Raw genomic sequence first — 12,187 nt, forward strand, 5'->3', positions numbered from 1 at the left:
AGGGCACATCTACAAATAGATAACACATTATGTCAGATTTTGGGGAGAGAAAAGCTTGTCGGCGAGGGTAAAATGAAAAGGCCGTCTTACAAAAAATGTAGGACGGCCTTTAATATGTTTATAATCAAAATGATTATCCGTTCATTGAAATAAGGAATTCTTCGTTATTTCTTGTTCCTTTCATTTTTGAAAGCAAGAATTCCATCGCCTCGTTAGAGTTCATGTCAGACATAAATTTGCGAAGGATCCATACTCTTTTGAAGTTCTTCCTCGCTAAGGAGTAAATCTTCTCTACGAGTACCTGAAGCAGGTACATCAATAGCAGGATAAACTCTTTTGTTAGAAAGTTTTCTATCCAGTTGAAGTTCCATGTTACCTGTTCCTTTGAATTCTTCAAAGATAACTTCATCCATTTTAGAACCAGTTTCTATCAGAGCAGTAGCAATAATAGTTAATGAACCACCATTTTCTACATTTCTTGCAGCTCCAAAGAATCTTTAGGTTTATGAAGTGCGTTAGCATCAACACCACCAGAAAGAATTTTACCTGATGAAGGCACAGTAGTGTTATACGCTCTGGCCAGTCTGGTAATAGAGTCAAGTAGAATAACTACGTCATGACCACACTCAACCATTCTTTTGGCTTTTTCTAACACCATGCTAGAAACCTTCACGTGTCTTTCTGCCTGCTCATCAAAAGTTGAAGATACTACCTCAGCTTTTACGCTTCTGGCCATATCAGTAACTTCTTCAGGTCTTTCATCTATCAATAATATGATTAGATAACACTCAGGGTGGTTTTCAGCAATAGCATTAGCTATATTTTTAAGAAGCACCGTTTTACCTGTTTTAGGTTGTGCTACTATCATACCTCTTTGGCCTTTTCCAATAGGAGAGAAAAGATCCAGGATACGTGCTGAGTAGTTGTCAGCTTTAGAGCTTAATCTGATTTTTTCTTCAGGGAAAAGAGGAGTAAGGTATTCAAAAGGAACCCTGTCTCTTATTTCTTCAGTAGTCTTACCGTTAACATTTTCTACTCTAAGTAAAGCGAAATATTTTTCACCTTCTTTAGGTGGTCTGATCTGTCCTTTTACGGTATCTCCAGTTTTAAGACCAAATAATTTGATCTGAGAAGGAGATACGTAAATATCATCAGGGCTGGCAAGGTAGTTATAGTCTGAAGAACGCAAGAAACCATATCCATCTTGCATGATTTCCAGCACACCTTCGTTTTCGATTACACCGTCGAAATCACGAACGTTGCCTTCTTTCTTCTTGTTATTACCCCTGTTATTGTTGTTGTTATTATTGCTGTGACTTGTGCTTTCGCTTTTGCTGTCATTATCCTTTGACTTCGCTTCAGCTTTTTCCTTATTGTCATTGCTAGCGCTAGGTTTACGCTCTCTTCTAGGCTTGCTATTGTTGTCATCAGCGCTTTCTTTTTCTTTAGTGTCTTTAGATGGCTTAGCTTCTTTTGTGGATTTTTCATCAAAAGAAGTGACTTTGTCATCTATCTCTATCTTAAAAGATTCCAAAAGCTCTTCTGAGGAAAGATCAGCATCTTTCTTTTCTTTCTTAGCTTTTACATTTTCTCTTTTTCTAGGTCTTTTTGTTTTTTCTTCCTTAGGAGTTTCTGTAGCGGTTGTAGCGGTTTTGCTATCGGAAGCTTTTTTCTTAGGTAGGTCACTTTCTGGAGTTACGGCTTGCTGATCAAGTATTTTGTAGATTAACTCCTGTTTTGAAAGCCTCTTGTAGTTTTTCAGGCCTAGTTCCTCCGCTATCTCCTTGAGTTCTGAAAGAAGCCTTACGTTCAATTCTTCAATGGTGTACATAAATTCTTAGTGCTGAATTCTTTTTAAAATAAATGGGTAAATTTTAACAATTAACATGAGTAGTCTCTTAATACGAGCACTTGTAACGTGCATCTGCAGCTATTGAGTAGCTTATAAGATTATTTCTAGATGGTATATTGAGTTGTTAGAAAAAATAAGCTTTAATAAATCGGAATGTCTTTTAAAGCCTCTTTAAAGTTATCTTTGATAATGCAATATTATACTAACGGTGATCAATTGTCAAATTTTTATTGCTAAATAATTATTCTTGAGGGAAAAAAGTGCGTTTTTACTTTGAAAATCCTTTATTTTTGCCACTGTTTTTAATATAATAATATGCTACAGGTAACCTATATTCGGGAAAATAAGGATCAGGTAATAGCTGGTCTCGGAAAAAGAAAGTTTGCAAATGCTGAAGATGTCATCAATGAGGTGTTAGAGCTCGATGACCTAAGAAAGTCCACACAGCAGAAACATGATGAGGCTCAGTCGGAATCAAACACACTTTCTAAAGAAATAGGTGCTCTGATGAAAGCTGGTAAGAAGGATGATGCCGAAGAGATAAAGCAAAAAACGGCTGATCTAAAAGTACAAGTAAAAGACCATGCAGAAAGGCTCACGCAATATGAGAGTGATTTAAAGGCCTTATTATATAAAATACCTAACGTACCTAATAACGACGTGCCGGAAGGAGCGGGCGAAAATGATAACGTTACGGTAGAGCAACATGGAGATGTGCCTGAACTTTTTGAAGGAGCATTGCCCCACTGGGAGCTCATTAAGAAATATGATATTATAGATTTTGAGCTGGGAAATAAGATAACTGGAGCTGGTTTTCCGGTTTATAAAGGAAAAGGAGCTCGTTTACAGAGGTCTTTGGTTAACTATTTTCTTGATAAAGCAGTAGAAGCCGGCTATATGGAAGTACAGCCGCCTATTCTTATTAATGAAGATAGTGGCTATGGCACTGGCCAGCTCCCTGATAAAGATGGTCAAATGTATTATGTAAGAGAAGAGAACTTTTACCTGATACCTACAGCCGAAGTGCCTATCACTAATATGTACAGAGATGTAATAGTAAATAGTGATGACCTGCCTATTAAGCATGTAGGCTTTACACCATGCTTCAGAAGAGAGGCCGGTTCTTGGGGAGCTCATGTACGTGGACTGAATAGACTTCATCAGTTTGATAAGGTGGAAATTGTAGAGATTCATCACCCAGATAACTCTTATGCAGCTCTTGAAAGAATGTGTAATCATGTAAAAGGTCTATTAGAAAGTCTTAATTTACCTTACCGAGTACTTAATTTGTGCGGTGCAGATTTAGGATTTACTTCTGCTCAGACTTTTGATATGGAAGTATTCTCAGCGGCTCAGCAAAAGTGGTTAGAGGTAAGCTCAGTAAGTAATTTTGAAACTTACCAGGCTAACAGGCTTAAGCTAAGATGTAAAGGAGATGATAATAAGAGCTTCTTCTTGCATACCCTTAATGGTAGTGCATTGGCCTTGCCTAGAATTTTAGCAGCCATTTTAGAAAATAATCAAACAGAAGACGGAATTAAAATCCCTGAGGTACTTGTGCCTTATACAGGTTTTGATTCAATCAGCTAATTCATAGCATTTAAGGTGGAGGTTATTAGCCATCCATCAATTTTTACTGGTAGATGTTTCTTTCTTGTTCTAAATTTAGATTAGATTCCAAATTGACTAATGAACATGAAACATCTATCAGTTTTTTTATTCCTGCCATTATTAATTTTATCCTGTACAAAGAAGAAAGAGGTGGAAGAGAACAAATTAACTTATCCTGAAACTGCAACGGTAGACACCGTAGATAACTATTTTGGAGTAGAAGTAAAAGATCCATACCGTTGGTTAGAAGATGATCAATCTGAAGCTACCAAGAGTTGGGTGAAAGCAGAGAACGAGGTCACTTTTGGCTATCTGAATAAAATCCCTTTTAAAGAGGATTTAAAAGGCAGATTAGAAGAGCTTTTTAATTATGAAAGAGTATTCGCTCCAGCTAAGCATAGAGATTATTACTATTTCTATAAAAATGACGGGCTGCAAAATCAGAATGTGCTTTATAGAAAGAAAGGCGAAGATGGTGAAGCTGAAGTATTTTTAGATCCTAATAAATTCACAGAAGACGGTACCATTTCTTTGGCAGGTGCTTCATTTACAAAAGATGGATCATTGTTTGGCTACCTAATTTCTGAAGGTGGATCTGACTGGAGAAAGGCTATAGTTTTAGATGCAGAGACTAAAGAGCAGGTAGGAGATACGCTGAGAGATATTAAATTTAGCGGAATAGCCTGGAAGGGAACAGAAGGCTTTTACTATAGCAGTTATGACAAGCCTAAAGAAGGATCAACCTTATCAGGTAAAACACAATTGCATAAATTATACTACCATAAAATGGGAACTCCTCAATCTGAGGATGAGCTGATTTTTGGAGGAGAAGAAACACCAAGAAGGTATATTGGCGCTTATCTCACTGAAGATGAAAGGTTTTTGGTTATAAGTGCTGCGGAGAGAACCAGCGGAAATGAGCTATATATAAAAGATTTAAGCAAACCAGATAGTGAAATTGTAACTATTGTTGAAGGTTATGATAGTGAGCAGGGAGTATTGCTTAATGATGGAGACCGATTGATAATAAGTACTAACCTTAAGGCTCCAAATAGCAAGTTAGTGGAGGTAGATATTGCTAATCCTACACCTGAACATTGGAAGGATCTGATTCCTGAAACTGAAAATGTGTTAACAGCTGGTAGTGCAGGAGGTAAAATATTTGCTGATTATATGATAGATGCTAAAACGGCGGTGAAGCAGTATGATCTGCATGGTAACTTTGAGCATGATATTGAATTGCCAGGCATAGGCACAGCCTATGGTTTTAGCGGCGAAGCTGATGATAAGGAGCTTTATTATACTTTTACCTCTTTTACTTATCCTTCTACTATTTTTAAATATGATATTGCTTCGGGTAAATCAACTCTATATCAGCAGGCTAATGTAGATTTTAATCCTGATGACTATGAGACCAAACAGGTTTTTTATACCAGTAAAGATGGTACAAAAGTGCCTATGTTTATTGTGCATAAAAAAGGATTGAAACTCGATGGCAAAAATCCTACTTATTTATACGCATACGGTGGTTTTAATGTGAGTCTTACTCCGTCATTTAGTACCAGCCGAATAGTATGGTTAGAAAATGGAGGTGTTTATGCTCAGCCCAACCTTCGTGGAGGAGGTGAGTATGGAGAGGAATGGCATAAAGCAGGCACCAAGATGCAAAAACAAAATGTATTTGATGATTTCATAGCGGCTGGAGAATACCTGATAGAAAATAACTATACTTCTCATGATTATCTGGCTATATCAGGCGGTTCTAATGGCGGACTGCTGGTAGGCGCTACTATGACTCAAAGGCCAGATTTGGCAAAAGTGGCTTTTCCTGCAGTAGGAGTGATGGATATGCTCAGGTATCATACCTTTACCGCTGGTGCTGGTTGGGCTTATGACTATGGTACGGCAGAAGATTCAAAGGAGATGTTTGAATATATTTATGGTTATAGTCCCGTTCATAATGTTAAGGATAGCGTAGAATATCCTGCTACTTTGGTAACTACCGCCGATCATGACGACAGGGTGGTGCCGGCTCATTCATTTAAATTTGCTGCTCAGCTACAAAAGCACCAGGTAGGAGATAACCCTGTGCTAATAAGAATAGAGACAGATGCCGGCCATGGTGCTGGTAAACCAATAGCTAAAATTATAGAAGAGGAGGCCGATAAATATGCGTTTGCATGGTACAATATGGGTTATACTCCTCAGTTTGAGAAAAAAGACCTTTAAAAAATGATCAGAGAAGGAAAAAAAGAAGACTTGCCTCAGGTGTTAGCGCTTATTAAAGAATTGGCTGTTTATGAAAAGGCTGGCGATGAGGTAGATAATACCGTGGAGCAAATGGAAGAGGATGGCTTTGGCCCAAATCCTGCCTATGGATTATTTGTAGCAGAGTCTGATCATGGCGCCATTGTAGGAATTGCTATTTATTATTACCGTTATTCTACCTGGAAAGGAAGACGAATCTATTTGGAAGATATAGTGGTTACAGAAAGCGAAAGAGGAAATGGTCTTGGTAAAGCGCTTTTTGATAGCGTAATAGCCAAAGGAAAAGGAGAGAAATGTAAAGGAATGGTATGGCAGGTTCTTGATTGGAACGAACCTGCCATTAATTTTTATAAGAAATACTATGATGCAGATCTAGATCCTGAATGGATTAACTGCAGTATTAATTTTTAACTGTATACGACGTGCTCAAAAGGTACATCTACCATGTCGGCTATTTCTTTGCCTAGCTCAGCCATATCTTCATCATCCGGATCATACTTCCATCGTACCATGATTTTGTTTCCGAAAATGAAAAATTTGTTGAGCTCAAATAGAATGTCTAAGAGCATTTTAGTGGAAGAAGTGTTTAAATACTCCATTTCAAGGTCAAGAAAGGTCTCTTTCTGAGGGCTTTGGAAGTAGGTTCTAAGCCACCCTACTATCGCCTGATGAAAAGGAGCAGTGTCTTCCATGAATGATCGGCCTACTATAGATAACTTACCTGAAGAATAGTCAAGAAAAACTTTCGGACTATCTTCGGTTGATTCTAGGTATAATGCATTCATGATATAAATGTATAATAGAAATTGTAAAATTCATTTCTGAAGTAAGTATTTTGATCAAATTCTTAATTCAAACTTACATTATAATTAATGGAAGCAATATTTTATTAAGTTCTTTTTATACGCTTAATGTAAGAAATTACTCTACTTGCTGCAATAATGTTCTGAAAGCCACATGTTTATCTTTGTAATTCTTGTGTAGCAGTTGCACTATTGTAGGGGCGTGGTTGTCTAAATAATCTACAACTTTGTCTACACTTTCTGTGAAGTACTGAAAAGAGTAAGAAACACTTGCTTCTTCATCTTGCCCTAAAACTTTAAAAATCTGGCAATCTTTAAACAAACCAGTGGCCATTACCGTTGGAATATACGTTGTCTTCATCCATGCTAGCCACTCTTGCTCTACGTCGCTGTCAATACCTATAGTTACGTTATAAAGAACCATGATTAATTATATAAAATGCTTAAATATTTAACAATATATATTTGAATTGCGAAAATTCTTTTGCAACATCAAAATTATGATTATTTTCATAGATTATGGCTTTATCATTTTATAAAAATAGGCCTCTTTATTATTTGTGTTTTGTGTTAGTAATGGTATTTATGGCGGGCTGTCATAAGACCACCAATGAAAGTACTGAACCGGAAGAAGAACAGATACCCGCAGTTAGACCTGTGGATTTTGATCTTGAAAGAATTAAAAAGAGGGGCTCAATAATAGCTATTGTAGATAACAGTTCTACAGGTTATTTCCTCTACAGAGGCCGCCCTATGGGGTATGAATATGATTTACTTTCTCTATATGCTGAGCAAATAGGTGTAACACTTGAAATAAAAGTGACTACCAGCATAGATGAGGCATTTGATATGCTAAATAATGGAGAAGGAGATATTATTGCTTATTCACTGGCTATAACCAAAGCCAGAAAAGAAATAGTTGATTTCACACACAGTCATTACACCACTCGTCAGGTGCTGGTGCAGCGTAAGCCCAGAAACTGGAGGAGAATGACTCGTGCTGAGATAGATAAAAAACTGATCCGAAATCAGGTAGATCTTATTGGTAAAGAAGTACATGTGCGTAAAAGCTCTTCTTTTGTAGATAGGTTGCAGAACTTATCAGATGAAATAGGAGGTGATGTGCTTATTATAGAAGAACAAGATAGTGCAGAGTCTGAAGAGTTAATCAGACAAGTGGCCTTTTCAGAAATTGATTATACCATTGCTGATGAAACTATGGCACTTGTAAATGCCTCTTACTACCCTATTCTTGATGTGCGTACTGACATTAGCTTTCCTCAACAGATTGCCTGGGCTGTGCGTAAAAACTCTGACCAGCTGCTTAACTCTCTAAACGAGTGGATCGTTCAGGTGAAAAAGAAGCCTACTTTTAACATCATTTATAATAAGTATTTCAAAAGTCCCAGGGCCTCATTGATAAGAGCTAAAAGTAGCTACTCTTCTATGGGAGGCGAAAAAATTAGTGTTTATGACGATATTATAAAAGTAGCGGCTGACAGTTTGGGCTGGGATTGGCAGCTATTGGCGGCACAGATATATCAGGAATCGCACTTTGATCCTAATGTGGAATCATGGGCAGGAGCTATCGGCCTTATGCAAATAGTGCCAGAAACGGGAGAACGCTATGGCGCTACAGACCTGACTGATCCGGTAGATAATATTATGGCCGGAGTGAACTTACTCAGGTTTTTAGATGACCTTTGGTCTAAGACCATAAAAGATGCAGATGAGAGACTCAAATTTGTGCTGGCGAGCTATAATGTAGGCTTAGGCCACGTCGTAGATGCTCGTGAGTTAGCTAAAAAATATGGTAGAGATCCATTGAAATGGGATGATAACGTAGAGTATTTCCTTTTAATGAAGTCTAAACCAGAGTTTTTCCGTGATCCTGTAGTGAAGTCTGGTTACTGCCGTGGTGAAGAGCCTGTTAATTACGTAAAAGAAATATTAAACAGGTATCAGCAATACAGACAGCTAATTACTACATAAATGTATTATACCATTGGGGGCAGCTGATTGACTATTGATTCAAAATCGAGTTGTTCCCATTGGCTCTCAATATTGGGTGTGGCCATCACTTTATCCATAATTTCGGACTGTAGCTTGCCAAAATCAGCCGCTTGAGAATATCTGATATTCTCATTAAAAGTGACCATAGAATATAGAGGAATCCATTTTTCGGGATAGAGCTCATGGAGTTTTGCTTCTATTTTTTTTCTAAGAAGGAAGCTTTCATCGGCTACTTGATCTCGCATTTCAATGAAATTTTTAAGAGCCAGGTCAGAAATAGCATCTCCGTCTGGTTTTCTTATCTTACTGTACTCAGGCAGTACCAAGTCCCAATGGTCATCATGCTTATTTAATAAATCATTGAGTACACGACAATCTTCAAAGCCGCAATTCATACCCTGGCCGTAAAAGGGAACTATAGCATGGGCAGCATCTCCTATTAGTAATGATTGATTCTTGTGCCATGGAGAAGATCTTACTGTGACTAAAGCAGACGTGGGATTAGAATGAAAATCATTAAGCAAATCAGGCATAAGCTCATAAGCATCAGGAAATTGCTTTTTAAAGAATGCTGTTATGTCTTCATCTGATTGCAAGTTCTCAAAAGACTGTTCTCCTTCAAAAGGGTAAAATAGGGTGCAGGTGAAGCTGCCATCCAAATTAGGAAGGGCTATGAGCATAAAATTTCCGCGTGGCCAAATGTGCAAGGAGTTTTTGTCTATTTTAAAGCCGTTGGTTGCGGTAGGCGGTATAGATAGCTCTTTATAACCATGTTCAAGGTATTGCTGAGAGTAGTTGAAACGTGAAGTGTGTTCCATCGCCTGCCTGATAATGGAAAAAGCACCATCGGCACCTATAATAATATCAGATGAAACCTTTTTGTCTTCGAAATGGAGGATGTTATTATTAAGGTCTACTTCATTACATTTTTGGTTGAAGAATATTTCTACTCCATTGGCTTCTGCGGCATCTAGTAAAAGGGCGTTTAATCCACCTCTGGAGATAGAGTAAATGGCTTGTCCGCTTTTGCCGTAAGGCTGAAAAGTTAATTGTCCCTCTTCATTATGCATCATTCGGCCTTTCATAGGAATGGTTAATTCCTCGGCTTTTTCCTTTAACCCCACTTCTTGCAGTGGTAGCCAACCCCTGTTGCTCAAGGCCAGGTTGATAGATCTTCCTGCCGAAATGTCTGCTTTTCTGAGGTCAGGACGGCTTTCAAATAGGGATACTTTGTAGCCTCTTTTGGCTAAGTATACTGACATCAGACTGCCAACCAAACCAGCTCCTACAATCGATATTTTTTCTACTTTAGTCATTAGCCACAGTTTGTTTTAAGATGTCATAAAAACGATATACTTCAGTGAAAGTATTGTAGAGAGGTACCGGAGCTACTCTTATGGCATTAGGTTCTCGCCAGTCAGCTATTACGCCCGCTTCGGTCAGTTTATTAAAGGCCTTTTTGCCATTTTTCTCAGCTTCTAATGATAGCTGACAACCACGCTCAGCAGGATTTTCGGGGGTTATGATGTTAATGCCTTCAACTTTTTTTAGCAGAAACTCCATGAAGCCGGTCAGTTCTATACTTTTCTTCCTTTAGGGCTTCCATACCTGCATTATCAAATATTTCTAAGGCCGCTAGGTTTACAGCGCTACTCATAATATTGACATTGCTCGTTTGCCACCCATCAGCGCCAGGCATGGGCTTAAAGCCTTTTTCCATTTTAAACCTGGAGGCTTCATCATAGCCCCACCAGCCTGCCAGGCGTGGAGTATCAGGATTAAGGCCATGTTTGTCATGAACAAAAATACCGCTTATGCCCCCAGGGCCAGAGTTTAAATATTTGTAACTGCACCAGGCTGCAAAGTCTACGTTGTCATCATGTAGAGAAAGCGGAACATTTCCTGCAGCATGGGCCAGGTCAAAGCCAGCCAGCGCTCCGGCTTTATGTGCTGCTTCCGTAATTTCTTTCATAGGGAAAAATTGCCCCGTATAATACTGAACAGCACCAAAAAGCACCAGCGCGAGTGAATCACCAGCTTTTTCGATGGCGCTATTAATATCATCCATATCCAAAGTGCTTTTTCCTTCTTTAGGATGTACTTCTATTAAGGCGTCTTCGTAATCAAAGCCATGCAGTTTTATCTGACTTTCAATCGCATATTGGTCTGAAGGAAAGGCTCCGGCTTCCATAATGATCTTATATCTTTCTTTGGTAGGCCGGTAAAAGGAGATGAGTAAAAGGTGCAAGTTGGTGGTAAGGCTATTCATAGAAACCACTTCAGAGGGATTTGCCCCCATTATTTTAGAAAGCGTTTCTTTGCTGAATTTGTGGTATTCAAACCAAGGCCTTTTGTTAGAATGAAAATGACCTTCCACACCTAAAGTAGCCCAGCCTTGTAGTTCTTCGTTTACATATTTTGCCGTGCTTTTGGGCTGTAGCCCCAGGCTATTGCCGGTAAAGTAAATGCTGGGCTTGCCGTTTACCTCAGGGATAAAAAATTGATCTCTGTAGTCTTTGAGAGGATCTGTATGATCCTTATGCTGAGCAAATTCTAAAGAATCCTGATAAGTCATGGCTTTTTCTTTTAACTCAATATTAGCCAAAAATTTTCATCTGTTCCCCTTTGATAATGCCTTCGTGTTTTAAAAGCCATTCTTTCTTTTCTAACCCACCTGCAAAGCCCACCAGCTTACCGTCTTTACCTATTACCCGGTGGCATGGGATAATTAGGGGTAATTTATTTTTGCCATTGGCAGTGCCGGCAGCTCTTATGCATTTCAGGTCTCCGAGCCTAATCGCAAGTTCAGAATATGAAATAGTTTGTCCGTAGGGTATTTTAGAAAGCTGTGCCCATACTTTGTTTTGAAAGTCAGTGCCTTTGAGCAGATAAGGAACGGTAAAATTTTTAAGTGTACCCTTAAAGTATTGATCAAGTTCATCAATACAATGATCTATAATGCTGTTAGTCTCCTTTTCTGATGGCTGAATGTCTGGTGCATTAAAAGTAATAGACAATACTGCTTCTTCATTAGCCTCAATGCCTAAAGGGCCTATAGGAGATGAATAGATGTGGTTGATCAACTTCTTAAATAAACTTTTTGTCAGTCTCCATTACATGACCACAGTTATCACAAGTGCGGAGTTTTTCAGAGCTATAAAACTCTTTAAACCTGGGGAGGAAGTCAGTTTCAATATTGTGAAGCGGGAAATAAGTCTCATGGAGCTTGTGGTTGCATTTTTCACAATACCATATTAACCCATCTGTATATTTTTCATCCCTTTTTCTTTCTATTACCAAGCCTACACTACCTTCAGACCTTATGGGGGAGTGAGGGACTTTGGCGGGATTCAGATACATTTCACCTTCTTTTATAGGCACATCTACAGCTTTACCATCTTCTTGTATTTTCACCAAAATATCACCTTCTAGCTGATAAAAGAGCTCTTCTGTTTCATTATAATGATAGTCTTTTCTGGCATTAGGGCCACCTACTATCATTACAATATAGTCACCTGCATCAGCATATAAATTTTTATTACTCACAGGAGGTTTTAATAGATCGCGGTTTTCATCGATCCACTTTTTTAGGTTAAAAGGTCTTTTAATAGCCATTATATTTCTAATTAATAAAATGATT

13 protein-coding genes are annotated in these 12,187 nt (G+C 38.3%); 4 read left to right on the forward strand and 9 right to left on the reverse strand.

Features of this window, described 5'->3' with window-relative positions:
- Positions 1–224: 224 nt before the first annotated feature.
- Entirely contained in the window at positions 225–413 is a 189-nt protein-coding gene (locus LVD15_RS27260; protein WP_370687404.1) for a hypothetical protein, read from the reverse strand.
- A 56-nt stretch (positions 414–469) separates the two neighbouring features.
- Entirely contained in the window at positions 470–1,831 is a 1,362-nt protein-coding gene (rho, locus tag LVD15_RS09835) for a transcription termination factor Rho (RefSeq protein ID WP_370687405.1), read from the reverse strand.
- Positions 1,832–2,167: 336 nt separating this feature from the next.
- Between rho and serS the strand changes: the two genes are divergently transcribed.
- The 3 genes from serS to LVD15_RS09850 all read left to right on the forward strand — a co-directional run bounded on the left by serS (position 2,168) and on the right by LVD15_RS09850 (position 6,142).
- Positions 2,168–3,442, forward strand: coding sequence for a serine--tRNA ligase (gene serS / locus LVD15_RS09840; protein WP_233780112.1), 1,275 nt, complete (start codon positions 2,168–2,170; stop codon positions 3,440–3,442).
- A 105-nt stretch (positions 3,443–3,547) separates the two neighbouring features.
- A complete protein-coding gene (locus tag LVD15_RS09845; RefSeq protein WP_233780113.1) occupies positions 3,548–5,692 on the forward strand; it encodes a prolyl oligopeptidase family serine peptidase in 2,145 nt (714 codons plus the stop codon).
- A gap of 3 nt (positions 5,693–5,695) precedes the next feature.
- Positions 5,696–6,142, forward strand: coding sequence for a GNAT family N-acetyltransferase (locus tag LVD15_RS09850; protein ID WP_233780114.1), 447 nt, complete (start codon positions 5,696–5,698; stop codon positions 6,140–6,142).
- Here LVD15_RS09850 and LVD15_RS09855 read toward each other — a convergent pair.
- Together LVD15_RS09855 and LVD15_RS09860 are read right to left on the reverse strand one after the other, a co-directional pair.
- The gene (locus LVD15_RS09855; RefSeq protein ID WP_233780115.1) at positions 6,139–6,516 is read right to left on the reverse strand and encodes a DUF1987 domain-containing protein; all 378 of its coding nucleotides are present in this window, start codon (positions 6,514–6,516) and stop codon (positions 6,139–6,141) included. The genes LVD15_RS09850 and LVD15_RS09855 overlap by 4 nt on opposite strands.
- Before the next feature lie 136 nt (positions 6,517–6,652).
- Complete coding sequence (locus LVD15_RS09860; RefSeq protein WP_233780116.1) at positions 6,653–6,958, reverse strand: DUF4286 family protein; 306 nt, start codon at positions 6,956–6,958, stop codon at positions 6,653–6,655.
- A gap of 95 nt (positions 6,959–7,053) precedes the next feature.
- Between LVD15_RS09860 and LVD15_RS09865 the strand changes: the two genes are divergently transcribed.
- Entirely contained in the window at positions 7,054–8,526 is a 1,473-nt protein-coding gene (locus LVD15_RS09865; RefSeq protein ID WP_233780117.1) for an MltF family protein, read from the forward strand.
- A gap of 5 nt (positions 8,527–8,531) precedes the next feature.
- Here the strand turns inward: LVD15_RS09865 and LVD15_RS09870 are convergent, their stop codons facing one another.
- Genes LVD15_RS09870 through LVD15_RS09885 form a run of 5 tightly spaced genes read right to left on the reverse strand, consistent with a single transcriptional unit; the run spans position 8,532 to position 12,162 of the window.
- Positions 8,532–9,863, reverse strand: coding sequence for an FAD-dependent oxidoreductase (locus LVD15_RS09870; RefSeq protein WP_233780118.1), 1,332 nt, complete (start codon positions 9,861–9,863; stop codon positions 8,532–8,534).
- Positions 9,856–10,110 carry a kynureninase/PvdN C-terminal domain-containing protein gene (locus tag LVD15_RS27095; RefSeq protein ID WP_306416910.1) on the reverse strand — a complete coding sequence of 85 codons (255 nt, stop codon included), beginning with the start codon at positions 10,108–10,110 and terminating at the stop codon, positions 9,856–9,858. Before LVD15_RS27095 ends, LVD15_RS09870 begins: the two co-directional genes overlap by 8 nt.
- Complete coding sequence (gene kynU, locus LVD15_RS09875; protein WP_306416911.1) at positions 10,085–11,122, reverse strand: kynureninase; 1,038 nt, start codon at positions 11,120–11,122, stop codon at positions 10,085–10,087. Before kynU ends, LVD15_RS27095 begins: the two co-directional genes overlap by 26 nt.
- Before the next feature lie 22 nt (positions 11,123–11,144).
- Positions 11,145–11,630: a methylated-DNA--[protein]-cysteine S-methyltransferase gene (locus tag LVD15_RS09880; RefSeq protein ID WP_233780119.1), complete on the reverse strand. Its 486-nt coding sequence runs from the start codon at positions 11,628–11,630 to the stop codon at positions 11,145–11,147.
- 4 nt (positions 11,631–11,634) lie between these two features.
- A complete protein-coding gene (locus LVD15_RS09885) occupies positions 11,635–12,162 on the reverse strand; it encodes a 3-hydroxyanthranilate 3,4-dioxygenase (protein WP_233780120.1) in 528 nt (175 codons plus the stop codon).
- Positions 12,163–12,187: the final 25 nt, after the last annotated feature.

Source organism: Fulvivirga maritima, assembly GCF_021389955.1.
Classification (GTDB): domain Bacteria; phylum Bacteroidota; class Bacteroidia; order Cytophagales; family Cyclobacteriaceae; genus Fulvivirga; species Fulvivirga maritima.

Coding starts and splice junctions, on each gene's coding strand:
- rho (WP_370687405.1), bottom strand. CDS start 1,831: ATGTACACCATTGAAGAATTGAACGTAAGGCTTCTTTCAGAACTCAAG.
- LVD15_RS09860 (WP_233780116.1), bottom strand. CDS start 6,958: ATGGTTCTTTATAACGTAACTATAGGTATTGACAGCGACGTAGAGCAA.
- serS (WP_233780112.1), top strand. CDS start 2,168: ATGCTACAGGTAACCTATATTCGGGAAAATAAGGATCAGGTAATAGCT.
- LVD15_RS09870 (WP_233780118.1), bottom strand. CDS start 9,863: ATGACTAAAGTAGAAAAAATATCGATTGTAGGAGCTGGTTTGGTTGGC.
- LVD15_RS09885 (WP_233780120.1), bottom strand. CDS start 12,162: ATGGCTATTAAAAGACCTTTTAACCTAAAAAAGTGGATCGATGAAAAC.
- LVD15_RS09865 (WP_233780117.1), top strand. CDS start 7,054: ATGGCTTTATCATTTTATAAAAATAGGCCTCTTTATTATTTGTGTTTT.
- LVD15_RS09850 (WP_233780114.1), top strand. CDS start 5,696: ATGATCAGAGAAGGAAAAAAAGAAGACTTGCCTCAGGTGTTAGCGCTT.
- kynU (WP_306416911.1), bottom strand. CDS start 11,122: ATGACTTATCAGGATTCTTTAGAATTTGCTCAGCATAAGGATCATACA.
- LVD15_RS09845 (WP_233780113.1), top strand. CDS start 3,548: ATGAAACATCTATCAGTTTTTTTATTCCTGCCATTATTAATTTTATCC.
- LVD15_RS27260 (WP_370687404.1), bottom strand. CDS start 413: ATGGATGAAGTTATCTTTGAAGAATTCAAAGGAACAGGTAACATGGAA.
- LVD15_RS27095 (WP_306416910.1), bottom strand. CDS start 10,110: ATGGAGTTTCTGCTAAAAAAAGTTGAAGGCATTAACATCATAACCCCC.
- LVD15_RS09855 (WP_233780115.1), bottom strand. CDS start 6,516: ATGAATGCATTATACCTAGAATCAACCGAAGATAGTCCGAAAGTTTTT.